Genomic DNA, 25,455 nt, shown 5'->3' on the forward strand with positions numbered 1-25,455 from the left:
CGGCTTCCTTGATCCAGAATGGCAGCACAGTAATGTGTATCTGCATAATTTGTTGTAACTGTAGTGGTCGCCTAGGAGGGCGACTCCGGTAGTGTGACAGCACCCTCACTGAAAGTGGAATGCCCGCCATGCCTGCTGCAGAACCCCCGCTGGCTGATGCTGTTCAATGTCCTGATGGCCCTGCTGCTGGTGATTTCACTGTACCCGCTGCTGTTTGTAGAATCGGTGTTTCCCTAGCATTGCGAGTGCCGTGAACCCATGCAGTTGATCCCCTGGTCCCATGAATGCGCCGAAGGCTTCACCTTGCGTGGTTGGCGAACCCCGGCCAGCGGCAAGCCACTGCTGCATTTCTTGCATGGCAACGGTTTTTGCTGTTTGGCCTACCAGCCGTTGCTGATGCACCTGGGTGAACATTTCGACCTGTGGCTATGTGATGTGCAAGGGCACGGTGACAGTGACCATGGCGGGGCGTTTCTGGGTTGGAACCGCACGGCGGCGCTGGCCGTGGAAGCGTTTGAAGCGGGCCGTGGCGAATACGGCGAAGTGGCCCGCTTTGCCGTGGGCCACAGCTTCGGCGGCGTGTTGACCGGGCTGATGTTGGCCAGTGACCCGCAGTTGTTCGGCCGTGCTGTGCTGCTCGATCCGGTGTTGTTCAGCCGCCGGATGCTCGGCGTGATGGGCGCCGCGGCGCTGGTTGGCCTGCACCAGCGTCATGCCTTGGCGCGCAAAGCCGCCAGCCGCCGCAGCCATTGGCCTGATCGCACAGCGGCGCTGGCTTCGCTGCAGGGCCGGGGCATCTTCAAAGGCTGGGCCGATGCGGCGTTGCAGGCGTATGTCGAGCATGCCATCGGCGATTGCGGCGAGGCCGTGGTGCTCAAGTGCCGACCCAGCCGCGAAGTGGAAATCTTCAGCTCGTTCCCCAAGCGCATGTGGGCCAGCCTGTGTGCAATCAATACCCCGACCCACGTGATCTATGGCAAGCACACCTATCCATTCGTGCCACGCTCGGTGCAGCGCCTGGTGTCGCTGAATGCCAGCATCAGCGCGCAGGAGGTCGCCGGTGGGCACTGCTTCATGCAGGAAGACCCGGCGATGGCAGCCGAGCAGGTGCTGGCTTTCTTGCAGCGGTGATTGTTCTGTAGGTGGAACGATGTGGGCCGTTAAAGCCCTCTACCGGCAGATTGTCATCATTGATAAGGTGATCCAAACCGAAACAGGAGCCTTCTCATGAAAACCATTCTGGGTATCCACCACAGCCCCCACGCCCATTGGGTGGGTGATGGCTTCCCGGTCCGCAGCCTGTTCACCTATGACCACCTGGCCAGCCATATCAGCCCGTTCCTGCTGCTGGACTATGCCGGCCCGCATGCGTTCACCCCAACCCAGGCCCGGCGCGGCGTTGGGCAGCACCCGCACCGTGGTTTCGAGACTGTGACCATTGTCTACCAGGGCGAGCTGGAGCACCGCGATTCCACGGGTGCCGGGGGCCTGATCGGGCCGGGCGATGTGCAATGGATGACCGCCGCCAACGGCATCATCCATGAGGAATTCCATTCGCCAGCCTTTGCCGAGCGGGGCGGCATGCTGGAGATGGTGCAGCTGTGGGTCAACCTGCCCGCTCGCGACAAACGTGCGGCGGCGGGCTACCAGACACTGCTGGCCAGCGATATCCCGGTGGTGGCGCTGGATGACGGGGCCGGCAGTGTGCGGGTGATCGCCGGGGATTACCAAGGCCGCCAGGGGCCGGCGCGCACTTTCACGGCCATGGATGTCTGGGACCTGCGCCTGAACAACGGCGCTGCCTTGCAGTTGCCGGTGGCCGCCGGGCGCAACGCGGCGCTGGTGGTATTGCGCGGCCGCGTGCGGGTCAATGGTGAGCGCGAAGCCGGGCCGTCCAGCCTGGTGCTGTTCGACCGCGAGCAGGCGGATGTACGGGTCGAAGCGCTCGAAGGTGCCAGCGTGTTGCTGCTCAGCGGTGAGCCGATCGACGAGCCGATCGTGGGTTACGGCCCATTCGTGATGAACAGCCAGGCGGAGATTGCCGAGTCGTTCGACGACTTTCATGCCGGGCGGTTTGGCCAGTTGCAGCAGTAGAAGAGCGCGGGGCCGGTGCCGGCCCCCACTGAAGCCCTGCGCAACCATTCGTCGTGAAGTTCGCTGCTGCGACCGAACACCCGATCCTGGCAGGCGATCTTCCACTAAGGTGCTAGAGGATTCCCCGCATCATCATTGCCCCGGCGCATGGACGCCCGCCGTGGCATGCGCATTATCAATTGGCACCCAGCCCCACGAGGGCGTACTTCCTCACAACAGGCCATCCCACCGAGAGGGTCGTACCATGTCGTTGATAGGAGTTTCCATGCTCGAGCTGCGGCAGTTGATCGAGCATGCTTGCCTGCCAGATCGCTGTGAAATCAGCTGTACCGATGGTCACAACCTGACCATCCGCCTCGGTCAGGGCCAGAGCCTCGATGAGTGCTGCACCCTCAGCGGGGTGCCATTGCGCAGCCTCAACAGTTGCCGCGATGTGCTGAACCTGGTGGAGCAATTACATACCCTGCGTGACCGCCCGCCTGCACCGCTAAAATCCATCGCCTGATGCGAGTGCGCGAACCCCGTCCAGCCCCTGGCTGGCGGGGAAGGCCCGTGCGCTGTCGCCAGCCGTTGATTGCCTACTGAAGTTCCACCAGCAGGTTCAATCCACCATCGCCACACTTGCCCTTGTCGCGAACGACCCCATGGTAGCTGCGACCATCCCACATGAATGCCACGCTATGGGCGCGCTCGACCTTGTGCGGGAGCGGTGGGCAGATGTGTACACGCAGCGCCGCGCGGCCCTGCAGATTCAAGGGGGCAAGTTGGCACTGGCATTCCACCGACTGCGCAACCGGCCCGAACAGGGTGTCGCGAACGTAGTCCAGTTGCAGCGCGGTATTGGGCGAACGGCCGGGCATCCTCATAGGGATTCGACTCGTTGATTACGGCAAGGACGGCAGGTCTGGCAAGGCATGACGGACTCCTGGCGGGCGGCAGTATAATTATTCTCTGAACCCTGGGGTGGGCAGTCGTTCAACCTGTTTCATGCCTGTGTTGCACAGGCCTGACAAAGCCTAGCCGCCCGCCTTGCGCAAGGTGAGGTTGATGCGCCGCTCGCCCATGCGCGGGTGCACGCCGGGCTTGATCGGCAGTACGCCATGAAAGCGCAGGCGGTCTTCGCCGCCCCACACCAGCACATCGCCGTGGCTGAGGGCAATGCGCTGGGTTTTGTCGGCCCGCTGCAACCCGCCGAACAGGAACACCGCCGGCAGGCCCAGCGACAGTGAAACGATCGGTTGGCCAAAATCGTGCTCGTCGCGGTCCTAGTGCAGGCTCAAACGTGTGCCCGGCAGGTAATGGTTGATCAGGCAGGCGTCCGGGGTGAAACCGTCGAAACCGGCCATGGCGGCAGCGCGGTTGGCCAGGGTGAGCAATATCGGCGGCAAGGCAGGCCAAGGCTGGCCGGTCAGCGGGTCCGAACGGCTGTAGCGGTAACCCTGTGCATCACTGACCCAGCCCAATGTGCCGCAATTGCTCAGCGCCACCGCCATGCGCAGGCCGCCGGGCGTGTGCATGTGCCGAAACGGTGCGGCACGCAGCACCGGGCGCAACGCGTCGAGCAGTGGTTCGACATCGCCCAGGGCAAACCCGGGCAACAGCACGGTTTCGCTTGCCAGGCGTTGTGGCTGAGGGCCGAACAGGTCGAGGTCGGACTGAATCATGGCCTGGGTATCGAATGGGGTAGGCCCATTGTAATGGGCTTCGTCGCCCAGGCCTATGCGCGGGTCAATACCCGTGATCGCAATGTCAAGACTGAAACCGGTTTCAAAAGATTTCTGAACGCGCTAGATTACTTGGCTGTCTTTTTGAAGGGCCAACAAGACTCGCCCGCACAACACTAGATGGCGCTTATAAGGCCGCCCGCAGCCGATGAGGATTCACCATGCCCGAACATGCTCCCGACAACCCGCGCAGGGACTTTCTGCGCAAGACCTTGACCTTGATCCCCGTGGTGACCGTCGCCAGCACCGGGCTCGGGGCAGGTGCCAGCCAGCTGCTGGCCGCGCCGCAGCAGGAACCGAAGGTGCCGGCAGCGCCACCGGCGGGCACGTACCAGCCAACCTTCTTCAGTGCCGAGGAATGGGCCTTCGTGCAGGCCGCCGTAGCGCGCATCATCCCTGCCGATGCCCTCGGGCCCGGTGCGCTCGAAGCCGGGGCCGCCGAGTTCATAGACCGGCAGATGAATACCCCCTACGCGACCGGGGCCCAGTGGTACATGCAAGGCCCGTTCAACGCCGACGCCCCACCCGAACTGGGCTATCAACTGCAGTTGAACCCGCAGCAGATCTACCGCCTGGGCATCGCCGCAGTGGATGGCTGGTGCAAGGCCAACAGTGGGCAAGTGTTCGCTGCCCAAGACAGCGCTACCCAGGACCGGATACTCGGCAAAGTCGAGGCGGGTGAGCTGGCATTCGAGGCAGTACCGGCCGCGGTATTCTTCAGCCTGCTGGTGCAGAACACCCGTGAGGGGTTCTTCTGTGACCCGATTCATGGCGGCAACAAGGGCATGGTCGGCTGGACCCAGATCGGCTTTCCGGGCGCGCGCGCCGACTTCATGGACTGGGTGGAGCGCAACGAGCCGTACCCGTTCCCGGCTGTATCGATCCGCGGCGAGAGGGCCTGAGGCATGGCGACTGTTTTGAAAAAGGTGGATGCCGTCATCGTCGGTTTTGGCTGGTCGGGTGCGATCATGGCCAAGGAGTTGACCGAAGCCGGCCTGCAGGTGGTGGCCCTGGAGCGCGGGCCGATGCAGGACACCTACCCGGAGGGTAGCTACCCGCAGGTAATCGACGAGCTGACCTACAGCGTGCGCAAGAAGCTGTTCGTCGACGTGTCGAAAGAAACCGTCACCATTCGCCATAGCGTGAACGACGTGGCACTGCCCAACCGCCAACTGGGCGCCTTCCTGCCTGGCAAGGGCGTAGGTGGGGCAGGCTTGCATTGGTCGGGTGTGCATTTCCGGGTAGACCCGGTGGAGTTGCGCCTGCGCAGCCATTACGAGGAGCGCTACGGGCGCAAGTTCATCCCCGAAGGCATGACGATCCAGGACTTCGGCGTCAGCTACGAAGAGCTGGAACCGTATTTCGACTTTGCCGAGAAAGTGTTCGGCACGTCCGGCCAGGCCTGGACGGTCAAGGGCCAGCTGGTAGGTGAGGGGCGGGGTGGCAACCCTTATGCACCCGACCGTTCCAACCCGTTCCCGCTGCCGGCGCAGAAGAACGTGGTGTCGGCCAGGCTGTTCGAAAAGGCCGCCAGCAGCCTGGGCTACAAGCCCTACAACCTGCCTTCGGCCAACACGTCAGGGCCTTACACCAACCCCTACGGCGCGCAGATGGGGCCGTGCAACTTCTGTGGTTTCTGCAGCGGCTACGTGTGCTACATGTATTCCAAGGCATCGCCGAATGTGAATATTCTGCCAGCGCTGCGCCAAGTGCCGAATTTCGAGTTGCGGGCCAACGCCCATGTGCTGCGGGTGAACCTGGACGACAGCAAGCGCAAGGCTACCGGCGTGACCTACATCGACGCCCAGGGGCGCGAGGTGGAGCAGCCGGCCGACTTGGTGATCCTGGCGGCGTTCCAGTTCAACAACGTGCGCTTGATGCTGCTTTCCGGTATCGGCAAACCCTACGACCCGGTGAGCAACGAGGGTGTGGTCGGGCGCAACTTTGCCTACCAGAACATGGGTACGGTCAAGGCGTTCTTCGACAAGGACACCTACACCAACAACTTCATCGGCGCCGGTGGCAATGGCATTGCCATCGATGACTTCAACGCCGACAACTTCGACCATGGCCCGCACGGCTTCGTCGGTGGCTCGCCAATGTGGGTGAACCAGGCTGGCAGCCGGCCCATCGCCGGTACTGCCAACCCGCCTGGCACCCCGGCCTGGGGCAGCGCCTGGAAGAAGGCCACGGCGGACTATTACACCCACCAGGTGTCGATGGACGCCCACGGCGCCCACCAGTCCTACCGTGGCAATTACCTGGACCTGGACCCGACCTACCGGGACGCCTACGGCCAGCCACTGTTGCGCATGACCTTCGACTGGCAGGAAAACGACATCAGGATGAACCAGTTCATGGTCGACAAGCTGAGCAAGATTGCCCAGGCGATGAACCCCAAGGCCATTGCCGTGCTGGGCAAGAAGGTCAAGGACCACTTCAACACCGCCAGCTACCAGACCACCCACCTGAACGGCGGCGCGATAATGGGCACCGACCCGAAAACCAGCGCGCTCAACCGTTATCTGCAGTGCTGGGATGTACACAATGTGTTCGTTCCGGGGGCATCTGCATTCCCCCAGGGGCTGGGTTACAACCCCACCGGGCTGGTGGCGGCGCTGACCTACTGGTCGGCTCGGGCCATCCGTGAGCAGTACCTGAAAAACCCCGGCCCGCTGGTCCAGGCTTGAGGAGCGATGAGCATGAAGACAATGTTGATCGCAACCCTGCTACTGGGCGCCGGTGTGGCTGGCCAGGCCGTAGCCGCTGAGGATGCGCAGGTGCGCCAGGGTGAATACCTGGCCCGCGCCGGTGACTGTGTGGCCTGCCACACCGCCAAGGGAGGCAAGCCCTTCGCCGGTGGCCTGCCGATGCAAACACCTATCGGCACGGTGTACTCCACCAATATCACCCCGTCCGCCAGTGGCATTGGCCATTACAGCTTCGAAGACTTCGACCAGGCTGTACGCAAAGGCATCGGCAAGGACGGCAGCACCCTGTACCCGGCCATGCCATACCCTTCGTATGCGCGCATCACCGAGCAGGACATGCAGGCGCTGTACGCCTATTTCATGAAGGGCGTCGAGCCGGTGGAGCAGCCCAACCAGGCTACCGATATTCCCTGGCCGCTGAGCATGCGTTGGCCGTTGGCCATCTGGCGTGGCCTGTTCGCGCCTGCGGCAACGCCCTGGCAAGCCTCGGCAGCGGCTGACCCGGTGGTCGACCGTGGCGCGTACCTGGTCGAAGGCCTGGGGCATTGCGGTGCCTGCCACACCCCGCGGGCGCTGACCATGCAGGAAAAGGCGCTGAGCCCGGCCGAGGGCAAGCAGTTCCTTGCCGGCAGCGCGCCATTGGAGGGCTGGATCGCCAAGAACCTGCGCGGCGATCACAAGGACGGCCTGGGCAGTTGGAGCGAAGCCGAGCTGGTGCAGTTTCTCAAGACCGGGCGCAGTGACCGCAGTGCGGTGTTCGGCGGCATGAGCGACGTGGTCGAGCACAGCATGCAGTACATGACCGATGCCGACCTGACGGCGATTGCCCGTTACCTGAAGACCCTGCCGCCCAACGACCCGAACGACCAGCCGCATGTCTACGACAAGCAGGTGGCCGATGCCCTGTGGCGCGGTGACGACAGCAAGCCTGGCGCCGCGGTGTACATCGACAACTGTGCGGCTTGCCACCGAACCGATGGCCAGGGCTACACCCGTGTGTTCCCGGCCCTGGCCGGCAACCCGGTGGTGCAGACGGCGGACGCCACCTCGCTGATCCATGTGGTGCTGGCAGGTGGCACGGTGCCGGCGACGCACACCGCACCGTCGAACTTCACCATGCCAGCGTTTGGCTGGCGCCTGAGCGACCAGGAAGTTGCCGAGGTGGTGAACTTCATCAGGACCAGCTGGGGTAACCAGGCGGGGGCGGTTACCGCCGGGGATGTGAAGGCATTGCGCTGAGAGGGGGTTGCCTCAGGTTCGGCGAAGGCATTGTGTCGCCGAACCTGGCCTTGCCCGGCTGGCCAGCCCGGTCGCTTCGGCCGACCAACGGCATATTGACGAAAGCACCAAGTTTTGGTGTATTGAAACCGGTTTCATCGTCCACCTAATAATCATAAGGACACCCATGACCGACGCGCCTGCCCATGCCCGCGAACGGGTCACCATCAGCGAAGTCGCGCGAGTGGCTGGCGTTTCCAAAGCCACCGTCTCGCGCTACATCGGTGGCGATCGCCAGTTGCTGGCCGACGCCACCGCCAAGCGCCTGGCCGAGGTCATCGAACGCCTTGGCTACCGCCCCAACCAAATGGCCCGTGGCCTCAAGCGCGGGCAGACGCGCCTGATCGGCATGCTGGTTGCCGATATTCTCAACCCCTATTCCGTAGCGGTGATGCATGGCGTGGAAACCGCCTGCCGCCAGCATGGCTACAGCCTGGTGGTGTGCAACACCAACCGTGACGACGACCAGGAGCGCCACCACCTGGTCGCCCTGCAGAGCTACAACGTCGAAGGCCTGATCGTGAACACGCTGGGGCACCACCCGGGCGAACTGCTCAACCTCCAGCGCGACCTGCCCATGGTGCTGGTCGACCGTCAACTCCCTGAACTGAACGCCGACCTGGTCGGCCTGGACAATGCCGACGCCGTCGAGCAGGCCCTGGACCACCTGCAGGCACGCGGCTACCGGGATATCCTGGCGGTGAGCGAGCCGCTCGATGGCACCAGCTCGCGCCTGGAGCGGGTGCAGGCGTTCGGGGCCTCGGTCAGCCGCCGCCCAGGCATGCGCCAGCAGGTGCTGGAAACCGGCGCTGGCCTGGCAGGGCGGTTGGCCGCGTTCCTGGCTGACCGGGGTCATGGCCCGCAAGCCATTTTTACCTGCAACGGTGTTGCCACCCTGGCCGTGACCCGTGCCCTGCATGACGCCGGGTGCAATCTGTTTGCCGATGTCGGCCTGGTCGCACTAGACGATCTGGACTGGTACCCCCTGGTCGGCACTGGCATCACGGCATTGGCCCAGCCTACCGAACGCATCGGCATAGCAGCCTTTGAAAGCCTGCTCGGCCGGCTTCGTGGCGATGGCGCAGCGGCACGGCGCATCGAATTCAAGGCCAACCTGGTCATCCGCGGCTCGACCCGACCCCAGTGAGCAACGGCAGGCCTTGTGCCTGACGCTGCCGTATAAAAATGAAACCGGTTTCAAAAGGATAAAAACAATGTACCCGAACCCCGTTTCCATCAGCCTCTCCAGCTATGGCGCCGACTTTGTCCGGCAACGTGGCCAGGAGCAGTTTCTCGACCTGCTGGCCGCCGCAGGCGTCAGCCGGGTGGAGTTGCGTGAAGAATTGTTCGCCAGTGCACCCGATACCGCGGCACTGGGTGCCGTGATTGCCGGGTTGGGCATGGAGTGCCTGTATTCGACCCCTCTGGAGCTGTGGACGGCGCAGGGCGTGCCCGACCCTTCGCTGGTGCACAAACTGGACACCGCGCGGGCGCTGGGCGCGGTGGCGCTGAAAGTGTCCTTGGGCCATTTCGATGAACACTGCGACCTTTCGGCCTTGGCGGCGCTGCTGCCAGCGCAGGGGCCGTTGCTGTTGGTGGAAAACGACCAGACCCTGCAAGGCGGCAGAATCGAGCCCCTGCAGCGCTTCTTCGAGCAGGCCGATGCATGCGGCCTGAACCTGGGCATGACGTTCGATATCGGTAATTGGCACTGGCAGGGCGAGGTGGCGTTGCACGCTGCCCGGCAACTTGGCCGGTGGGTGCGCTATGTGCATTGCAAGGGCGTACAGCGCCGTGCCGACGGCCGCCTGGTCGCCGTGCCGCCGCAAGCATCAGACCTGCGCGCCTGGGCCGAGCAACTGGCCGAATTCGCCCCTGGGGTGGTACGCGCCGTCGAGTATCCCCTGGCCGGCGACGACCTGTTGGCCCTGACCCGGGCCCAGGTGCACAGCCTGTCGCTGCTGGGTGCTGACCAGGAGGTGGCCCATGCATGAGCATGACGTGCTGTGCTTTGGCGAAACCATGGCCATGTTCGTCGCCGAGCACTGCGGCGACCTGGCCAGTGTCGGGCAGTTCGGCAAGCGTATCGCCGGCGCGGACAGTAACGTGGCCATCGGCCTGGCACGGCTGGGCTTCAAGGTGCGCTGGCTGAGCCGGGTAGGTGACGACTCGCTGGGGCGCTTCGTGCTCGACAGCCTGCGCCGTGAAGGCCTGGACTGTTCGGCGGTGGAAGTGGATGGCCACTGCGCCACCGGCTTCCAGCTCAAGGCCCGTTGCGATGATGGCAGCGACCCCGCGGTCGAATACTTCCGCCGGGGGTCGGCAGCCAGCCGGCTGTCGCCTGCGCTGCTGCAACCTGGCTTGCTGCAAGCGCGCCACCTGCATGCCACGGGCATCCCGCCGGCGCTGTCGGACAGCTGCCGGGCACTGTCGCACGGGCTGCTCGACGCCATGCGTGCAGCCGGGCGCAGCATCTCGTTCGACCCCAACCTGCGGCCCTCGCTATGGCCGGACCAGGCCAGCATGGTGCGCGAAATCAATGCCCTGGCGAGCAAAGCCGACTGGGTCTTGCCAGGCCTGGAAGAGGGCCGCCTGCTGACGGGCCAGCACAGCCCCGCCGATATCGCAGCGTTCTACCTCGACCAAGGCGTGGAACTGGTGGTGATCAAGCTGGGCGACGCCGGGGCCTACTGGCGCAATGGCAACGGCGAGGGCCAGGTCGCCCCTGTAGCCGTCAGCCGTGTGGTGGACACCGTCGGCGCCGGTGATGCGTTCGCCGTGGGCGTGCTCAGCGCACTGCTCGAGGGGCGCCCAGTGGCAGAGGCGGTGGCGCGAGGCAACTGGTGCGGCAGCCGCGCCGTGCAATCGCGCGGCGACATGGAAGGGCTGCCGCTGCGTCACGAACTGGAGGCCTACGACCTGCGCAGAAGTGCCTGAATGCTTTAACCGGAATCACCTGTTGCCACAAAAACAACAAGCTCAGGAGTCACAGACCATGCAAAGCCAAAAACTGGCACCGCGTCGCTGGTGGTACATCATCCCGATCGTGTTCTTCACCTACAGCCTGGCTTATCTGGACCGCGCCAACTACGGCTTCGCCGCCGCCTCGGGCATGGCCGAAGACCTGCACATCACGCCCGTGCTGTCGTCCTTGCTGGGGGCGTTGTTCTTCCTTGGCTACTTCTTCTTCCAGGTACCTGGGGCCATCTACGCTGAAAAACGCAGCGTGAAGAAGCTGATATTCGTCTGCCTGATCCTCTGGGGCGGTTTGGCCACGCTTACCGGGATGGTCAGCAATGTCTACATGCTGATCGGCATCCGCTTCCTGCTGGGCGTGGTCGAGGCCGCAGTGATGCCCGCCATGCTGGTGTACTTGTGCCACTGGTTCACCCGTGCCGAGCGCTCCCGCGCCAACACCTTCCTGATGCTCGGCAACCCGGTCACCATCCTGTGGATGTCGGTGGTGTCGGGTTACCTGATCAAGCATTACGACTGGCGCTGGATGTTCATCATCGAGGGCCTGCCGGCGGTGATCTGGGCGTTCTTCTGGTGGCGCCTGGTGGATGACCGCCCAGCCCAGGTCAGCTGGCTGAGCGCCCAGGAAAAAGCAGACCTGCAACAGGCGCTGACGGCCGAGCAGCAGGGCATCAAGCCGGTCAAGAACTACCGCGAGGCATTCCGCTCGCCGCAGGTGATCATCCTGGCGCTGCAGTACTTCTGCTGGAGCATTGGCGTGTACGGCTTCGTGCTGTGGTTGCCGTCGATCCTCAAGCAGGCGGCCAATGTCGACATTGTGCAGGCCGGCTGGCTGGCCTCGGTGCCTTACCTGGCGGCGGTAGTGGCCATGGTGGGCGTGTCCTGGGCCTCTGACCGCGTGCAAAAGCGCAAGCGCTTCGTGTGGCCGCCGCTGCTGATCGCTGCCGTGGCGTTCTATGGCTCTTATGCCCTGGGCACCGATCACTTCTGGTGGTCGTACGCGCTGCTGGTGGTCGCTGGCGCCTGCATGTACGCGCCCTATGGCCCGTTCTTCGCCATCGTGCCCGAGATACTGCCGGCCAATGTCGCCGGGGGTGCCATGGCGCTGATCAACAGCATGGGGGCGCTGGGCTCTTTCGGCGGCTCCTGGCTGGTGGGCTACCTCAATGGCGCCACGGGTGGTCCTGGCGCCTCGTACCTGTTCATGTGCGGTGCGCTGCTGACTGCCGTGGCGCTGACGGCCGCCCTCAATACTTCCCAGACCTCCGGCCGGGCCAAACGCAATGGCACGCGCCTGGCGCTGAACCCTTAGGAATGACTGCAATGAAAAAACGAATCGTCTTGTACAAGCGCCTTTCCGATGACCTGATGGCGCGCCTGCACGCCCAGGTGGACGTGACCTGGGTGGACATTGCCCAGCCCGATGGCCTGGCGCGCCTGCGCGATGCCTTGCCAGGGGCGCACGGGTTGCTGGGCGCCAGCCTGCGCCTGGACGCCAGCCTGCTCGATTTGGCGCCGCAGCTGGAGGTTGTGTCCAGCGTTTCGGTCGGGGTGGACAACTACGACGTTGCGCAGCTCAGCCGCCGTGGCGTGATGCTGACCAATACCCCGGACGTGCTGACCGAAACCACGGCGGACACCGGTTTCGCCTTGATCCTGGCGACCGCCAGGCGGGTGGTGGAGCTGGCCAACTGGGTGCGTGAAGGCCATTGGCAGGCCAACCTGGGGCCGGCGCATTTTGGCTGTGATGTGCATGGCAAGACGCTGGGCATCGTCGGCATGGGCCGCATTGGCGAAGCGTTGGCCCGGCGTGCTGCCGCAGGCTTTGGCATGCGCGTGCTGTACCACAGCCAGCGCGCCAAGCCCGACGTGGAAGCACGCCACGCTGCGCGCCAGTGCAGCCTGGACGCGCTGTTGCAGCAAGCGGACTTCGTCTGCCTGACGGTACCGCTCAGTGCCAGTACTGAAGGGCTGATCGGTGCGCGTGAGCTGGGGTTGATGAAGCCCGAGGCGATTCTGGTAAACATTTCCCGCGGGCGGGTGGTGGACGAGGCTGCGCTGATCGACGCGTTGCGCGCCAGGCGTATCCGTGGTGCAGGGCTGGATGTGTTCGTGCAGGAGCCGTTGCCGATAGACTCGCCACTGCTGCAGTTGGACAACGTGGTAGCAACCCCGCACATCGGCTCTGCGACCCAGGAAACCCGCCAGGCCATGGCGCGCTGTGCAGTGGACAACCTGCTCAGCGCGCTGGCGGGCGAGCGGCCTGCGAACCTGGTAAACGGCTGATAGAAGGCGGCGCTGTGGCGCGCCCGCGCGCCGTCAGCGGCAGTTACCGGCCTTGCGGTAACCTGCCGCCTGCGCCTCACCTTCGTTGGCGAAACTGACCTGGTTCTTGGCCGCTACCTGGGTGTAGCCGGGGCAACCCACTGCCAGGTGGTAGACGTGGCTGTTGCGGTTGCCCAGCACCGAACCCGGCGCCCCGGCATTGGCCTGGCCCGGCTTGCCTGGTGCCTGGGCGGGCGCCGATTGCGCCACGCCAACCCCGCTGGGTTTGTAATCAGCCGTCCACTTGCGCTGGCCGCTGACGAAAGGGTTGGCATGCCCCATGATCGCGGCGATGCGGCGGTCGCGCTCCTTTTCCCACGCTGACACCGGGTACTGCTTGTCCCAGGCCATCAGCACTTGTTGCTGCTGGCGCGACATGTTCAGGCGATAGCGGTCGTACATGTAGAAGGTGGTACGGGCCACCAGGCCTTTGACTTCGTCACGAGGCTCGGCGACGCGCTGGGCGAAATCCACCTTGGTGGTGCACTGGCCGTATTCGCCGGCGTTGCCGCTGACCATGCCGTAGTTGAAGTTGCTGCGGTCGCCATTGACCTCACCCACGGCCGGGTACAGGTTGAACAGGTCGGCCTCCATGGCGCGGAACACGGGGTCGCTGTCCACACAATGCTCGCGCCCACCGTTCTTCCAGCATTGGCGCTGGTTGCCGAAGGTATAGGCCGGCACGATGTGTTCCCATTCGGTGCGCTCGGCGCGATTTTGCTGCTTGCGCGTCTGATAGCCGCACGACGCCGCATCGACCCGCCCACCGGACTTGCCGACCCAGGTCCATTTGCAGCCGCAATACAGGTCGCCCATGGCGCTGCTGGCTTGGTCCAGGTACACCTTCTGCTTGGCCACGACCTTGGCCTCGGTGAAGGTGGCAGGGGGTGTGGCCCACGCGGGGAAGCTAAAGGAAAATAGTAGAGTTACGGCATAAAGCAGTGATTTCATGAGAGAAAATATTCAAATGCGAGGACGCGCATTGTAATACTTTCGTCGTCATTGGCCAGCACGCCGGGCATACCCGGCGTGCAGGCAAAGGCCCACGCTACTTGAAGCCTGCCACCGCGTGCGGGATATACGGCGCCTGCAGCCGTGCCACTTCATCGGCACTGAGCTGCACCGACAGCGCGGCCAGCGCATCGTCCAGATGGGCGGGTTTGGAGGCGCCGACGATCGGTGCGCTTACGCCGTTTTTGCCCAACACCCATGCCAGCGCGACCTGGGCCATTGGCACCCCCCGTTCGCCGGCAATCTGCTCGACGACATCGATGACCCGGCCATCTTCGACCTCGGTAGCTTTATAGAACGACTGCCCGGACAGGTCGCTACGGGTGCGGTCGGTCTGCTGGCCGTTGGGGCGCGTGAGGCGGCCGCGGGCCATCGGGCTCCAGGGCAACAAGCCCACGCCTTGGTCCAGGCACAGCGGGATCATCTCGCGTTCTTCTTCGCGGTACAGCAGGTTGAGGTGGTTCTGCATCGAAACGAAGCGGCTCCAGCCGTTGTTGGCCGCCACCTGCTGAGCCTTGGCGAACTGCCAGGCGTACATCGACGAAGCGCCGATGTAGCGCGCCTTGCCAGCCTTGACCACGTCGTGCAGGGCTTCCATGGTTTCCTCGATGGGCGTGTGGTAGTCCCAGCGGTGAATCTGGTACAGGTCCACATAGTCGGTGCCCAGGCGCGTGAGGCTGGCGTCGATGCTGGCCATGATCGCCTTGCGGGACAAGCCCTGTTCATTGGGCCGGTGGGTGCCTTGCCCCATGTTCGGTGGGTAGAACACCTTGGTGGCGATGACCGTTTCTTCACGGCGCGTGAAGGCCTTCAGCAGTTTGCCGACGATCACTTCCGACGTGCCGGCAGAGTAGCTGTTGGCAGTGTCGAAGAAGTTGATGCCTTGCTCGACGGCATGGCGAATGATCGGCCGGCTGGCCTCTTCGCCCAAGGTCCAGGGGTGGGTGCCGGCATCCGGATCGCCGAACGTCATGCAACCCAGGCACAGCCTGGAAATATCCAGGCCGGTGCTACCCAGCTTTACGTATTGCATCGTGATCTCCTAGGAAGGGGAAGGAATGAACCCAGCCTGCGGCTGGTGCTGATGGTAGTGAGTTCAGCAATGGGGGAGGTTCATCGAACGCCGTGTGACGCTGAACCTACCCCTGCCCAGCACCGCTGCCGGGTCAATGCCCACCACGCATCCGCCGGGCGAGCAGGTAGATGCCCAGCCCAACCAGCGCGGTCGCCGCGCCGATGTAGCCGGTGCTGGTCCAGCCCATGCCGGCGGTAATCGCCATACCGCCCAGCCAAGGCCCCAGTGCATTGGCCAGGTTGAACGCGGCATGGTTCGACGCTGCGGCCAGGCTTGGCGCTTCATGGGCAATGTCCATCAAGCGGATCTGCAACGGTGCCGCCAGGGCGATCATGGTGCCCACCAGGCCGATGCCCAGCAGCAGGCTCCAGAGCGCCTGCGCGGCGACGGTGAAGAACAGCAGCACGGCGATCGACCAAACCAGCACCAACCCCACCGCACGGAACTGCAACCGGTCGAACAGCTTGCCACCTGCAATGTTGCCAACGATACCGCCCACACCGAAGGCCGCCAGGCCGAACGGAATCCACTGCGGCGCGACCTGGGTCACCTGCAGCATGGTCGGCGCCAGGTAGCTGAATACACAGAACATGCCGGCAAAGCCAATGGCCGCGATGCCCAGTGCCATCCACACTTGCGGCAGGGCAAAGGCGCGCAGTTCCTTGCGTGGGTCGCTGCGCACCTCATCGTGCGGCTGGGGCACGAAGCGCCAGACCAGGGCAATGGTGCACAGGGCGATCACGCCGACCAGCACGAACGCCGAGCGCCAGCCAAAGTACTGGCCGAGGAAGGTGGCTACAGGGTTGCCCAGCAGCATGGCCAGCGTCAGGCCCAGCATCACCCGGGCCACGGCCCCGGCACGCTGGTCCTTGGCAACCATGCTCGAGGCCACCACCGCGGCGATGCCGAAATAGGCACCGTGGGGCAGGCCGCTGATGAAGCGGAAAGCCACCAGGCCACTGAAGGAAGGGGCGAGGGCGGTGGCCAGGTTGCCCAGCGCATACAGCAGCATCAACAGCAGCAGCATGTGCTTGCGCAGCAGTTTGGCGCCCAGAATCGCCAGGGTCGGCGCACCGACCATGACCCCCAGCGCATAGGCACTGATGGCGTGGCCCACTTGCGGTTCGCTCAACTGCAGGTTGCTGGCAATGTCGGGCATCAGGCCCATGATGGAAAATTCACCGGTACCGATGGCGAAGCTGCCCAGCGCCATGGCGGCTTCCATCTTGGCGACGGCGCTTTTGCTGGGCGGCGGGGGGAGTTGCTGGACTGACATCTGAATCCCTTGTTGGGCCTATGTTGAAACATGCTGAAACGTTCAAGGCGGGATGATAGTCAATCGGTGGGCGCAACGTCGAGGCAGCGCCGCCGCTCAAACCAGGCGCCAAGCGCCGATCAGCGCTCCAGATAATGCGTTTGTGCGGCGAAATCGATGAAGCGTTTGCTGGCCAGCGACAGGTATTCCCCTGAACGCCAGCACAACCTGAAGCTCATCTGCTGTGCCGGGCGGAAGGGTACGCCGACAATGCCCGGTGTACGCTGCTGCACCGAGCGCAGCAGGGTGGCCACGCCCATGTTGTCCAGTGCTGCCTGCACCACCAGCGAGACGAAATTGCTCTGCAGGGCCACTTGGTAGGTAATGCCGTGTTCGGCGAAAAATGCGTCCAGCAGGTGGCGCTGCACGAAGGTCCGGTCGAATACCACCATGTCGGTATTGCGCAGGTCTTCGGCGGTGAGAAATGCCTTGCCGGCATAAGGGTGGTCGGGGTGCATGCACGCCAGCATCTCGTCGCTGCCCAGCAGGATCGACTCCTTGTCCTGCGGTACGCGCCGCGATTCCAGCAACGCCAGGTCGATTTCCCGTTGTTCGAGGCGCTGGCCGATGTCGGCGGCGCTGCCCTCGAACACGGTCATGGCGATACCGGGGTACGACTGACGGAACGCGTTCATCAAGCCTGGCACATAGTGCAGGCCGAACATTGGCGGGATACCCAGGCGTACTTCGCCGCGCTTGAGGTCCGCCATGTCGCGCAGCTCCTGCCGGGCCACATCCATTTCGCGCAGGGCCGAGGCTATGCGTGGCAGGAACTGCTCGCCCTCGGCCGTGAGCAGCACCTTGCGGGTGGTGCGGTTGAACAGGGTCACGCCCAGCTCTTCCTCCAGCCGGGTAACCGCCATGCTTAACGCAGGCTGGGCTATGTGCAGGTGTTGCGCTGCTTTGGTGAAGCTGCCTTGGCGGACGATTTCGACGCAGCAACGCAGTGCCTTGAGGTTCATTGGGGCGTACGACCTTTCGTAGTCATTGCATTTATAACGAACTGTGATGCCACGCATCATAACAATATATTTATTATTATTAACCAGAGGGCCTACGATGCGCGGCACTGAGACATCCTGCAACATCTCAGTCACGCAGCCGATCTCGCTGCAATCCCCCAAAGATTTTGAGGTAGTACCCTAAATGGCCAAGGCCGCCGATGTCGTTGTGCAATGTCTGGAAAACGAAGGTGTCGAGTATGTATTCGGCATTCCTGGTGAGGAAAACCTCGACCTGCTCGAATCCCTGCGCAAGTCGAAGATCAAACTGGTACTGACCCGTCACGAGCAGTCTGCAGGCTTCATGGCGGCTACCTACGGTCGCCTGACCGGCAAGACCGGCGTCAGCCTGTCGACCCTCGGGCCGGGTGCCACCAACCTGGTTACGGCCAGCGCCTATGCCTACCTCGGTGGCATGCCGATGATGATGATCACCGGCCAGAAGCCGATCAAGAAGTCCAAGCAGGGCCGCTTCCAGATCATCGACGTGTGCGGCATGATGGACCCCATCACCAAGTACACCCACCAGTTCGCTTCGGCCGACAACATCCCTTCGCGCATGCGTGAAGCCTTCCGCCTGGCTGAAGAAGAAAAGCCGGGTGCCGTGCACCTGGAACTGCCGGAAGACATCGCCGCCGAGCAGACCGACGCGCTGCCGATCCCGCGCAGCCTGCACCGCCGCCCGCTGGCCGAGCACGTGGCCATTGAAGCTGCCATCGAGAAATTGCGCACCGCACGTAGCCCTATCCTGGTGATCGGCGCCGGCGCCAACCGCAAGATGACCGCCAAGGTCCTCAAGCAACTGGTCGATAATACCGGTATCCCATTCGTCACCACCCAGCTGGGCAAGGGTGTGGTTGACGAGCGCAGCCCGCGCTTCCTGGGTAACGCCGCGCTGTCGTCCGGCGATTTCGTGCACCGTGCGATCGAAGCGGCGGACCTGATCGTCAACATCGGCCACGATGTGATCGAGAAGCCGCCGTTCTTCATGGTGCGTGGCGGCACCGAAGTCATCCATATCAACTTCCGCTCCGCCGAAGTCGATGCCGTGTACTTCCCGCAGGTTGAAGTGATCGGCGACATCGCCAACGCCGTGTGGCAGATCGCTGAAGGCCTGGGCGACACTTCGCACTGGGACTTCACCCGCCTCATGGCAATTCGTGAAGCCAACGAAGCCCAGATCGCCGAAGGCGCCGACGACGACCGCTTCCCGGTCTACCCACAGCGCCTGGTGGCCGACATTCGTCGCGTGCTGCCGTCCGAAGGCATCGTGGCCCTGGACAACGGCATCTACAAGATCTGGTTCGCCCGTAACTACAAGGCGCACAAGCCGAACACCGTGCTGCTGGACAACGCCCTGGCGACCATGGGCGCCGGCTTGCCATCGGCCATGGCTGCACACCTGGTCTACCCGGATCGCCCGGTGATTTCGGTGTGCGGTGACGGCGGCTTCATGATGAACAGCCAGGAACTGGAAACCGCCGTGCGCCTGGGCATGCACATCACCGTGGTGATCCTGCGTGACGATGGCTACGGCATGATCCGCTGGAAGCAGGCCAACATGGGCTTCACCGATTTCGGCCTGGACTACGGCAACCCGGACTTCGTCAAGTATGCCGAAGCCTACGGCGCCAATGGCCACCGCGTGGAAAGCGCCGACGGCCTGCTGCCACTGCTGGAGCACTGCATCAAGACCCCAGGCGTGCACGTGATCGACTGCCCGGTCGACTACAGCGAAAACGACCGCATCCTCAACAGCGAGCTGCGTGAGCGCGCGCTGGCGGTCTGAGCCTGGGCAGCCCACCTTGGTGGGCGCGTCCTGGCGCCGTGAAAGGGCCAGCGCAATGCGGCCCTGAGTCTCCAGCTGACGCTTTGGGGCTGCCTGCAGGGTGGCCCCAATCGTTTCACCCGCAGGTAGCTGCGCTCAGCCCTCAGCCCGAGGGCCCCGCCAGGCGGCGGCAGACAACCGCTCGACAAAGAAATCGGCCAATGCCTGTACCTTGCGTGGCCGACTCCGCGCCGCAGTGGTGACGAAATACAGGCCGCCCTGGGTCATGCGCCATGCCGGCAATACCCGTTCCAGGCGGCCATCGGCCAGGTAGTGCGCCGCAATGAACTCTGGCAGTTCGGCAAGCGCGACGCCTGCCAGCAACGGCGCCACCAGTGCATCCGAGTTGGTGACCCGCAGCGGTCTCGCGGTGTTACATCCTATTGCGTGCCATCGGCGTGGGTAAAACGCCTGACGGGGCGGCACCCGCGCGCTAGCGAATGGGCCGCCTGTCCCGGGTGGGGTACAAATGTACTCCTTGAGCGCAAGCGCTTGAAGCGGGGTGTGATCAATGCTCTCATCCCGCGCTTGCGCTTATGGGTTTTGAACGATGAACCGTCCGCTTTTTGTCTCTATCGATGGCCCTAAAGGCACCGGCAAGACCACCTTGCTGGAAGCCGTTACGAAAGCCCTCAGGCTGGGCGGGCACAAGGTGGTCCGCCTGTGCGAGAGAAACAACGATCCCTACCGCGGCGATACCATGGCCTTGGTCAACAGGCTTGCCCGCAACCCTTGCCAGGCGCTGGAGCATGAGGTTTGCCAACGCTTTGCCGACAGCCGTGCCTGGATTTCCCGAAACGTGCTGCCCCGGCAACCGGCCGGCAGCATCATCCTGATCGATCGCTGGTACCCGTCGGACGCAGCCTTCCGCCGCAGCGTGCCGTTTGCGCAGATCCTGCAGTTGAACCTTGAGCGCGGCGTGCAGGTGCCGGACCTGCACGTGGGCGTGGTCACCGGCGCCGAAACCTCCTGGGCCCGGGCGGCTGCGCGCACCCGCGGGCTGCGCAGTACCGTCATCCACACCCTGGATGAACAAGTAGCCTGTACCGAGGCGTTCGAACGTGCGGTTGCCGAACAGGGCTGGGTGCTGTGCCGCAATGAAGGCACGGTGGAGCAGGCCAGCTGCCAGATCGTGGCTGAAATATACGCAGTGCTGCGGCAGATGTAGGGCCCACCGAGCCACCCTCGGCGGTAGCCGCATCTCGTGCTCGCGGCGGATGCGAACCTCGGCCGCCTGCTGGCACCACCCTCAGGCCTCGATCGACGAGTGGTGCCCGGTGATCAGCCACTGGTCGTCGATCCGTTCAAAGGTGAACAGGAAGCGCGCGGGCACCACCCGCTGAACGCCTGCTTGGCGATAGACGAACGTATAGAGCCCACCGACCACCACGGTGCCGAGCTTGCGGCTTACCCGTTTCTTGAATACCTGGATGTCACACACCAGCCCATCATTGGCCAGGAAGTTGTCGAAGTAGTTGCGACGGCTGTCGTCGCAGTCCCGTACCTGGTTCGACAGGGTCGGCACCAGGATCGCATCTGGTGCATAAAGCGCCAGCACCTGGTCGACGTCACGCGTGGCGACCGTCGCTGCCCAGCGATACAGCGCAGCCTTGGCCCCCGCCAGGCAGGCCAGTTCAGTGTCGGCGTAGGGTTCGGCGGCAGAAGTGTGAGAAACGCGCATGCGGATTGCCTGTAATGCAAGAAGAGGATGACGGGGAAATACCCACTGGTATACAGTGTTATAACATAACATTTTAGCAGTGAGTGATGGGTCATGCCGTTCCGGTTCAAGCAGCCAGCCAGTGTCAGCCACGGGGACGCGCGTTCATGAGCCGTATCCTGATCAGAAATGCCCGGCTGGTGAACGAGGGCAAGGTGTTCGAGGCCGATGTCTTCATTGCCCGCGGCCGAATCGACAAGATCGCCGCCAGCATCGAGGGCATGAATGCCCCTGTGGAGATTGATGCCCAAGGCCGCTGGCTGGTGCCTGGCATGATCGACGACCAAGTGCACTTTCGCGAACCCGGCGCCACGCACAAAGGCTGCATGGCCAGTGAGTCACGTGCTGCCGTGGCCGGTGGTATCACCAGTTTCATGGACATGCCCAACACCAGGCCGGCCACCTTGACGCTGGCGGCCCTTGACGACAAGAAGGCCCGCGCTGCCAGCTCATCGGTTGCCAACTACGGTTTTCATTTTGGGGTGAGCAAGGACAACCTGGAGACCGTTGCCCGCCTGGATCCCCGGCAAATTGCCGGGGTGAAGGTATTCATGGGGGCCTCCACCGGCGACATGCTGGTTGATGACCCCAGGGTGCTCGAGCGGCTTTTTGCCTGTGTACCGACGGTGTTGCTGGCGCATTGCGAGCATACCCCTTCGATCATTGCCAACGAAGCCCGCTACCGTGCGCAGTTCGGCGCAGGCATCACGCCGGCGATGCACCCGCTGATACGCGATGCAGACGCTTGCTGGCGCTCGTCCAGCCTGGCGGTCGAACTGGCAAACCGTTTCGCTACCCGTCTGCATGTGCTGCACCTGACCACTGCCAGGGAGTTGCGGCTGTTCGAGCCTGGCCCGTCGGCCCACAAGCTGATCACCGCTGAGGTGTGCGTCAACCACCTGCTGTTCGATGACCGCGACTACGCAAGCCTGGGCAATCTCATAAAGTGCAACCCGGCGATCAAGACCACTGCCGACCGTGACGCGCTGCGCCAGGCCTTGCTGGAGGACCGCATCGATGTGATCGGCACCGATCATGCCCCCCATACGCTGGCAGAAAAACAACAGCCTTACGGCTTGGCACCTTCCGGGTTGCCGTTGGTGCAGCATGCACTGCCAGCGTTGTTCGAGCTGGTCGAGCAGGGGCTGCTGCCGATCACCCAGCTGGTGCGTAAAACCAGCCATGCGGTCGCCGACCTGTTCGCGATAGAGGCACGTGGCTACCTGCGCGAAGGCTACTGGGCTGACCTGGCCCTGGTCGAACGCCTCGACGCACCCAGGCCGGTCGGCCTCGACCCGGTCCTTGCCCACTGCCAGTGGACACCTTTGCAGCACCACTGCCTGCGCCATCGGGTCACGACCACGATCGTGTCCGGGCAGTTGGCCTGGCATGAGCACAGCTTGAACGCGCACTGCCAAGGCTTACCGCTGGCGTTCAATGGCCAGCGGCGCTGAAACGCAACCCTCCACGTGAGAACGACTGCAATGACCGAAGACCAATTGCTCCGCATGCCTGAAGCGGCCTATATGGACGCTGCACAGCTGGCCTTTTTCCGTGATCTGCTGCTGGTACAGCGGACTGAGCTGCAAGCGCGAATTTCCCGTGAGTTCGAGTTGATGCAGCAGTTCGAACCCAGCAGCGACCCCTCCGACCTGGGCACCGTGGAAGAGCAACGGCACTGGCAACTGCGCTTGCTGGAGCGGGAGAAAAAGCTGCTGGACAAGATCGACGAGGCTTTGGAGCGCATTGCCCGGGGTGAGTACGGTTGGTGCAAGGACACTGGCGAACCCATTGGTCTCAGGCGCTTGCTGCTGCGCCCGACCGCCACGCTGTGCATCGAAGCGAAAGAGCGTCAGGAACGCCAGGAGCGGCATATTCGCGAGGATTGAACAGCCGTCAGCAAGGAAGCCAAAGGGGCGCGTCACCGCAGCGTTGTAGGCGGGTCTCGCGATGGCCGGCATTGACTCCCCCCGGTTGATTGCTTACACGTGAGCCCTCACAACAACAATAAGAGTGGCGCGCTGTGACAACCATGGCCTCTTGCAACGGCGTTGCCCATGCGGTTTCGTTGCTGCGTACCTATACACAAGCCGTGTTGAGCTTTACCGCAGACACGCTGGAGTTTCTGCAGCAAAGTGCGCTGTTCACCCTCATGCATGCGCTGCACGCCGATCACGGCGCCGGGTTCGGCCCGCAACCCTTGATGCCCCGGCATGTGAAGCGTGCCGAGGGGTATATCCGTTAGCACCTGCGCGACGATCTCAAGCTGACAGACATTGCCAGCGCAGCGGGGGTCAGCGTGCGCTCCTTGAGCGAAGGCTTTCAGCGCGCGCTTCAGCAGTCTCCCATGCAGTACGTCAAGGCGCTGCGCCTGGATGCTGCACGCAATGAGTTGCTGTGCAGCGGCTCGGACCGGCTGGTGTCCGAGGTTGCCGAAGCCTGGGGGTTCAACCACCTTGGCCGTTTCAGCGAGCAGTACCGCCGGCGCTTCGGCGAGTTGCCGTCCAGTACCCCAAGGGGCTGATCAAAGGCTCAGGAGTTCGGCCACGGGGAACTGGTTGGTTGTTTTCATTTCGCGCAACGACAGGTTGGACCTGATACTCGCCACGCCGGGCAACTTGCGCAGCACCTTGTCGATGAAGCGGCTATAGCTGTCCAGGTCCCGGGCGACAACTTGAAGCAGGAAGTCGGCTTCGCCCGTGGTGTTGTGGCAGCTCAGCACCTGCGGAGCCGCCGCGATGATCTTTTCGAACTTCGCGGTCGCCTCTTCGCTGTGGTCGGTGCAGGAAATCTGCACGAACGCCATCACCCCCAAACCCAGCTTCTTGCGGTTGAGTATGGCCTGGTAGCCCTCTATCACGCCGCTCGCCTCCAGGCGCTTCTGTTTCCTCCAGCATGATGCCTCACTCAGGCACAACTGCTCGGCCAGCTTGACGTTCGACAGCCTGCCGTCACGTTGCAGCCTGTCCGCTATTGCAATGTCTACCTTGTCCAGTGCGTCGGCCATGCGCCAATCCTTCACAATCAATGAGCTTTCTGAAGGTTTATTTCACTTGCGCACCCATGTCAACCGAACTCTGAAAGGTAATTTCAGCCGTTTTCTTCATACTGATAGCCGCCGAAAAGCGCTGCTCGGGCGCTGCCGGAAGCACGACTCATCCAACCGTTTTCAGCAGGGGTAAACGTCATGAAAGCTGTCGTCTACGAAGCCTTTTCTCAGCCACCGCGCTTGATGAATATCGCCGATCCAAGCCCGGAGCGGCATGGTGTGGTGATTGAAGTCAAAGGCACAGGCGTGTGCCGAAGCGACTGGCATGGTTGGAAAGGCCACGATCCGGACATACAGCTGCCCCACGTTCCAGGCCATGAGCTGGCAGGCGTGGTCGCCGCCGTAGGCGGCGATGTGACCCAGTGGAAGGTGGGTGACCGGGTAACCGTTCCGTTCGTAGGCGGCTGTGGCGCCTGTGCGCAGTGCCACAGTGGCAATCAGCAGGTGTGCCACACCCAGTTCCAGCCCGGTTTTACCCACTGGGGGTCTTTCGCTGAATACGTGGGGATCCATCAGGCTGACCTGAACCTGGTGGCCCTGCCTGAAACCATGGACTACGCGACTGCAGCCAGCCTGGGTTGCCGCTTCGTCACTTCATTCCGCGCGGTGGTGGACCAGGGCAGGGTCGGCGCAGGCCAGTGGGTCGCGGTGCATGGCTGCGGTGGCGTGGGCCTTTCGGCGGTGATGATCGCCCAGGCCATCGGTGCCAACGTGGTTGCAATCGATATCGCGGATGACAAGCTGGCACTGGCGCGGGCACTGGGCGCCGTGGCCACCATCAATGCCAGTCAGGTAGCGGACGTGACGGAGGCGGTGATGGAAATCACCCGGGGCGGCGCACATGTGTCGCTGGACGCATTGGGCCACCCGGCCACGTGCTTCAACTCCATCAACAACCTGCGCCGTCGCGGCCGGCATGTGCAAGTCGGGCTGATGCTGGCAGACCACGCCCAGCCTGCGATCCCCATGAGCAAGGTCATTGCCCATGAGCTGGAGATCTACGGCAGCCATGGCATCCAAGCGCATCGCTACGATGCCATGATGGAGATGATCGGTTCGGGCAAGCTGGCCCCTGAAAAGTTGGTGGGCAAGACCATCAACCTGGCGCAGTCCATCGACGCGTTGATGAACATGGACCGCTTCGATACGGCGGGTGTGACCGTGATTACCGAGTTCTGATACACCAGCAACGGTGGGCTGGCACGGGTTACTGCCGGCGCTGGCCTGAATCGCGGGCAAAAGATAGCCCGCTGCTAGACGGGCCAATGGGAACTGCTATCACACGTAGGGATGGCTCAACGATCGCCCATCGCTTGTGAAAAATGAGTCAAAAAAAGGTGCCGAGCTT

At 63.4% G+C, this 25,455-nt stretch carries 26 protein-coding genes and 2 pseudogenes; 19 read left to right on the forward strand and 9 right to left on the reverse strand.

Features of this window, described 5'->3' with window-relative positions:
* Positions 1–132: 132 nt before the first annotated feature.
* The 4 genes and pseudogenes from L1P09_RS12150 to L1P09_RS12165 all read left to right on the forward strand — a co-directional run.
* Positions 133–237 (forward strand): annotated as a pseudogene (locus L1P09_RS12150) (LysE family translocator); the annotation flags it as partial.
* Positions 238–258: 21 nt separating this feature from the next.
* On the forward strand, positions 259–1,131 hold the full coding sequence (locus tag L1P09_RS12155; protein WP_154211535.1) for an alpha/beta fold hydrolase: 873 nt from the start codon (positions 259–261) through the stop codon (positions 1,129–1,131).
* A 96-nt stretch (positions 1,132–1,227) separates the two neighbouring features.
* A complete protein-coding gene (locus tag L1P09_RS12160; protein ID WP_192440000.1) occupies positions 1,228–2,094 on the forward strand; it encodes a pirin family protein in 867 nt (288 codons plus the stop codon).
* 244 nt (positions 2,095–2,338) lie between these two features.
* Entirely contained in the window at positions 2,339–2,599 is a 261-nt protein-coding gene (locus L1P09_RS12165; protein ID WP_054906071.1) for a DUF1652 domain-containing protein, read from the forward strand.
* Between the two features lie 73 nt (positions 2,600–2,672).
* Here L1P09_RS12165 and L1P09_RS12170 read toward each other — a convergent pair whose 3' ends face one another.
* Both L1P09_RS12170 and alkB read right to left on the reverse strand, forming a co-directional pair.
* Complete coding sequence (locus L1P09_RS12170; protein ID WP_054906070.1) at positions 2,673–2,960, reverse strand: hypothetical protein; 288 nt, start codon at positions 2,958–2,960, stop codon at positions 2,673–2,675.
* A 150-nt stretch (positions 2,961–3,110) separates the two neighbouring features.
* Positions 3,111–3,758, reverse strand: a pseudogene (alkB, locus tag L1P09_RS12175) (DNA oxidative demethylase AlkB).
* A gap of 221 nt (positions 3,759–3,979) precedes the next feature.
* On the opposite strand from alkB, the gene L1P09_RS12180 reads away from it, so the two are divergent.
* From L1P09_RS12180 to L1P09_RS12215, 8 genes are all read left to right on the forward strand, one after another.
* Entirely contained in the window at positions 3,980–4,720 is a 741-nt protein-coding gene (locus L1P09_RS12180) for a gluconate 2-dehydrogenase subunit 3 family protein (protein WP_054906068.1), read from the forward strand.
* Between the two features lie 3 nt (positions 4,721–4,723).
* Positions 4,724–6,508: a GMC family oxidoreductase gene (locus L1P09_RS12185; RefSeq protein ID WP_009682279.1), complete on the forward strand. Its 1,785-nt coding sequence runs from the start codon at positions 4,724–4,726 to the stop codon at positions 6,506–6,508.
* A gap of 12 nt (positions 6,509–6,520) precedes the next feature.
* Positions 6,521–7,768: a cytochrome c gene (locus L1P09_RS12190; RefSeq protein WP_235768898.1), complete on the forward strand. Its 1,248-nt coding sequence runs from the start codon at positions 6,521–6,523 to the stop codon at positions 7,766–7,768.
* Between the two features lie 166 nt (positions 7,769–7,934).
* Entirely contained in the window at positions 7,935–8,954 is a 1,020-nt protein-coding gene (locus L1P09_RS12195; RefSeq protein ID WP_154211536.1) for a LacI family DNA-binding transcriptional regulator, read from the forward strand.
* Positions 8,955–9,021: 67 nt separating this feature from the next.
* A complete protein-coding gene (locus L1P09_RS12200) occupies positions 9,022–9,801 on the forward strand; it encodes a sugar phosphate isomerase/epimerase family protein (RefSeq protein ID WP_054906066.1) in 780 nt (259 codons plus the stop codon).
* Positions 9,794–10,744 carry a sugar kinase gene (locus L1P09_RS12205; protein ID WP_192440003.1) on the forward strand — a complete coding sequence of 317 codons (951 nt, stop codon included), beginning with the start codon at positions 9,794–9,796 and terminating at the stop codon, positions 10,742–10,744. The genes L1P09_RS12200 and L1P09_RS12205 overlap by 8 nt, the downstream gene beginning before the upstream one ends.
* A gap of 58 nt (positions 10,745–10,802) precedes the next feature.
* Entirely contained in the window at positions 10,803–12,095 is a 1,293-nt protein-coding gene (locus L1P09_RS12210) for an MFS transporter (RefSeq protein ID WP_235768899.1), read from the forward strand.
* Between the two features lie 11 nt (positions 12,096–12,106).
* Entirely contained in the window at positions 12,107–13,069 is a 963-nt protein-coding gene (locus tag L1P09_RS12215; RefSeq protein WP_192440004.1) for a 2-hydroxyacid dehydrogenase, read from the forward strand.
* A gap of 33 nt (positions 13,070–13,102) precedes the next feature.
* On the opposite strand, the gene L1P09_RS12220 is transcribed toward L1P09_RS12215, so the two are convergent.
* From L1P09_RS12220 to L1P09_RS12235, 4 genes are all read right to left on the reverse strand, one after another.
* Complete coding sequence (locus L1P09_RS12220; RefSeq protein WP_235768900.1) at positions 13,103–14,059, reverse strand: endonuclease; 957 nt, start codon at positions 14,057–14,059, stop codon at positions 13,103–13,105.
* A 97-nt stretch (positions 14,060–14,156) separates the two neighbouring features.
* Positions 14,157–15,152 carry an aldo/keto reductase gene (locus tag L1P09_RS12225; RefSeq protein ID WP_192440006.1) on the reverse strand — a complete coding sequence of 332 codons (996 nt, stop codon included), beginning with the start codon at positions 15,150–15,152 and terminating at the stop codon, positions 14,157–14,159.
* A 133-nt stretch (positions 15,153–15,285) separates the two neighbouring features.
* A complete protein-coding gene (locus L1P09_RS12230; protein ID WP_054906060.1) occupies positions 15,286–16,470 on the reverse strand; it encodes an MFS transporter in 1,185 nt (394 codons plus the stop codon).
* A 119-nt stretch (positions 16,471–16,589) separates the two neighbouring features.
* Positions 16,590–17,471 (reverse strand): LysR family transcriptional regulator, encoded by an 882-nt coding sequence (locus L1P09_RS12235; protein ID WP_009682269.1) that lies wholly within the window; start codon positions 17,469–17,471, stop codon positions 16,590–16,592.
* Positions 17,472–17,655: 184 nt separating this feature from the next.
* On the opposite strand from L1P09_RS12235, the gene L1P09_RS12240 reads away from it, so the two are divergent.
* Positions 17,656–19,299 carry an acetolactate synthase large subunit gene (locus L1P09_RS12240; protein WP_054881147.1) on the forward strand — a complete coding sequence of 548 codons (1,644 nt, stop codon included), beginning with the start codon at positions 17,656–17,658 and terminating at the stop codon, positions 19,297–19,299.
* 135 nt (positions 19,300–19,434) lie between these two features.
* Here the strand turns inward: L1P09_RS12240 and L1P09_RS12245 are convergent, their stop codons facing one another.
* Positions 19,435–19,671, reverse strand: coding sequence for a LysR substrate-binding domain-containing protein (locus L1P09_RS12245; protein WP_390898517.1), 237 nt, complete (start codon positions 19,669–19,671; stop codon positions 19,435–19,437).
* 217 nt (positions 19,672–19,888) lie between these two features.
* Here L1P09_RS12245 and L1P09_RS12250 point away from each other — a divergent pair, with 217 nt between their 5' ends.
* Complete coding sequence (locus tag L1P09_RS12250) at positions 19,889–20,506, forward strand: dTMP kinase (RefSeq protein WP_054906194.1); 618 nt, start codon at positions 19,889–19,891, stop codon at positions 20,504–20,506.
* Positions 20,507–20,587: 81 nt separating this feature from the next.
* Here the strand turns inward: L1P09_RS12250 and L1P09_RS12255 are convergent, their stop codons facing one another.
* Positions 20,588–21,019, reverse strand: coding sequence for a DUF4440 domain-containing protein (locus L1P09_RS12255; protein WP_235768901.1), 432 nt, complete (start codon positions 21,017–21,019; stop codon positions 20,588–20,590).
* 146 nt (positions 21,020–21,165) lie between these two features.
* On the opposite strand from L1P09_RS12255, the gene L1P09_RS12260 reads away from it, so the two are divergent.
* The 4 genes from L1P09_RS12260 to L1P09_RS12275 all read left to right on the forward strand — a co-directional run bounded on the left by L1P09_RS12260 (position 21,166) and on the right by L1P09_RS12275 (position 23,582).
* Positions 21,166–22,512 (forward strand): dihydroorotase, encoded by a 1,347-nt coding sequence (locus L1P09_RS12260; RefSeq protein WP_235768902.1) that lies wholly within the window; start codon positions 21,166–21,168, stop codon positions 22,510–22,512.
* 30 nt (positions 22,513–22,542) lie between these two features.
* A complete protein-coding gene (gene dksA / locus L1P09_RS12265) occupies positions 22,543–22,947 on the forward strand; it encodes an RNA polymerase-binding protein DksA (protein WP_009684822.1) in 405 nt (134 codons plus the stop codon).
* A gap of 143 nt (positions 22,948–23,090) precedes the next feature.
* On the forward strand, positions 23,091–23,303 hold the full coding sequence (locus L1P09_RS12270) for a hypothetical protein (RefSeq protein ID WP_054906191.1): 213 nt from the start codon (positions 23,091–23,093) through the stop codon (positions 23,301–23,303).
* 21 nt (positions 23,304–23,324) lie between these two features.
* Positions 23,325–23,582, forward strand: coding sequence for a helix-turn-helix domain-containing protein (locus tag L1P09_RS12275; protein WP_256217122.1), 258 nt, complete (start codon positions 23,325–23,327; stop codon positions 23,580–23,582).
* Here the strand turns inward: L1P09_RS12275 and L1P09_RS12280 are convergent, their stop codons facing one another.
* Positions 23,583–24,065, reverse strand: a complete 483-nt coding sequence (locus L1P09_RS12280) for an Lrp/AsnC family transcriptional regulator (protein ID WP_009684825.1) — start codon at positions 24,063–24,065, stop codon at positions 23,583–23,585.
* Positions 24,066–24,245: 180 nt separating this feature from the next.
* Here L1P09_RS12280 and L1P09_RS12285 point away from each other — a divergent pair, with 180 nt between their 5' ends.
* The gene (locus tag L1P09_RS12285; protein ID WP_054906190.1) at positions 24,246–25,286 is read left to right on the forward strand and encodes a zinc-dependent alcohol dehydrogenase family protein; all 1,041 of its coding nucleotides are present in this window, start codon (positions 24,246–24,248) and stop codon (positions 25,284–25,286) included.
* The last annotated feature ends 169 nt before the right edge of the window (positions 25,287–25,455 follow it).

The organism is Pseudomonas juntendi (assembly GCF_021560075.1).
In the GTDB taxonomy this organism is placed as follows: domain Bacteria; phylum Pseudomonadota; class Gammaproteobacteria; order Pseudomonadales; family Pseudomonadaceae; genus Aquipseudomonas; species Aquipseudomonas juntendi.

Bases quoted from the DNA above. Each gene is read 5' to 3' on its own strand.
- L1P09_RS12155 (WP_154211535.1), top strand. From the start codon at position 259: ATGCAGTTGATCCCCTGGTCCCATGAATGCGCCGAAGGCTTCACCTTG.
- L1P09_RS12160 (WP_192440000.1), top strand. From the start codon at position 1,228: ATGAAAACCATTCTGGGTATCCACCACAGCCCCCACGCCCATTGGGTG.
- L1P09_RS12165 (WP_054906071.1), top strand. From the start codon at position 2,339: ATGTCGTTGATAGGAGTTTCCATGCTCGAGCTGCGGCAGTTGATCGAG.
- L1P09_RS12170 (WP_054906070.1), bottom strand. From the start codon at position 2,960: ATGAGGATGCCCGGCCGTTCGCCCAATACCGCGCTGCAACTGGACTAC.
- L1P09_RS12180 (WP_054906068.1), top strand. From the start codon at position 3,980: ATGCCCGAACATGCTCCCGACAACCCGCGCAGGGACTTTCTGCGCAAG.
- L1P09_RS12185 (WP_009682279.1), top strand. From the start codon at position 4,724: ATGGCGACTGTTTTGAAAAAGGTGGATGCCGTCATCGTCGGTTTTGGC.
- L1P09_RS12190 (WP_235768898.1), top strand. From the start codon at position 6,521: ATGAAGACAATGTTGATCGCAACCCTGCTACTGGGCGCCGGTGTGGCT.
- L1P09_RS12195 (WP_154211536.1), top strand. From the start codon at position 7,935: ATGACCGACGCGCCTGCCCATGCCCGCGAACGGGTCACCATCAGCGAA.
- L1P09_RS12200 (WP_054906066.1), top strand. From the start codon at position 9,022: ATGTACCCGAACCCCGTTTCCATCAGCCTCTCCAGCTATGGCGCCGAC.
- L1P09_RS12205 (WP_192440003.1), top strand. From the start codon at position 9,794: ATGCATGAGCATGACGTGCTGTGCTTTGGCGAAACCATGGCCATGTTC.
- L1P09_RS12210 (WP_235768899.1), top strand. From the start codon at position 10,803: ATGCAAAGCCAAAAACTGGCACCGCGTCGCTGGTGGTACATCATCCCG.
- L1P09_RS12215 (WP_192440004.1), top strand. From the start codon at position 12,107: ATGAAAAAACGAATCGTCTTGTACAAGCGCCTTTCCGATGACCTGATG.
- L1P09_RS12220 (WP_235768900.1), bottom strand. From the start codon at position 14,059: ATGAAATCACTGCTTTATGCCGTAACTCTACTATTTTCCTTTAGCTTC.
- L1P09_RS12225 (WP_192440006.1), bottom strand. From the start codon at position 15,152: ATGCAATACGTAAAGCTGGGTAGCACCGGCCTGGATATTTCCAGGCTG.
- L1P09_RS12230 (WP_054906060.1), bottom strand. From the start codon at position 16,470: ATGTCAGTCCAGCAACTCCCCCCGCCGCCCAGCAAAAGCGCCGTCGCC.
- L1P09_RS12235 (WP_009682269.1), bottom strand. From the start codon at position 17,471: ATGAACCTCAAGGCACTGCGTTGCTGCGTCGAAATCGTCCGCCAAGGC.
- L1P09_RS12240 (WP_054881147.1), top strand. From the start codon at position 17,656: ATGGCCAAGGCCGCCGATGTCGTTGTGCAATGTCTGGAAAACGAAGGT.
- L1P09_RS12250 (WP_054906194.1), top strand. From the start codon at position 19,889: ATGAACCGTCCGCTTTTTGTCTCTATCGATGGCCCTAAAGGCACCGGC.
- L1P09_RS12255 (WP_235768901.1), bottom strand. From the start codon at position 21,019: ATGCGCGTTTCTCACACTTCTGCCGCCGAACCCTACGCCGACACTGAA.
- L1P09_RS12260 (WP_235768902.1), top strand. From the start codon at position 21,166: ATGAGCCGTATCCTGATCAGAAATGCCCGGCTGGTGAACGAGGGCAAG.
- dksA (WP_009684822.1), top strand. From the start codon at position 22,543: ATGACCGAAGACCAATTGCTCCGCATGCCTGAAGCGGCCTATATGGAC.
- L1P09_RS12270 (WP_054906191.1), top strand. From the start codon at position 23,091: ATGGCCTCTTGCAACGGCGTTGCCCATGCGGTTTCGTTGCTGCGTACC.
- L1P09_RS12280 (WP_009684825.1), bottom strand. From the start codon at position 24,065: ATGGCCGACGCACTGGACAAGGTAGACATTGCAATAGCGGACAGGCTG.
- L1P09_RS12285 (WP_054906190.1), top strand. From the start codon at position 24,246: ATGAAAGCTGTCGTCTACGAAGCCTTTTCTCAGCCACCGCGCTTGATG.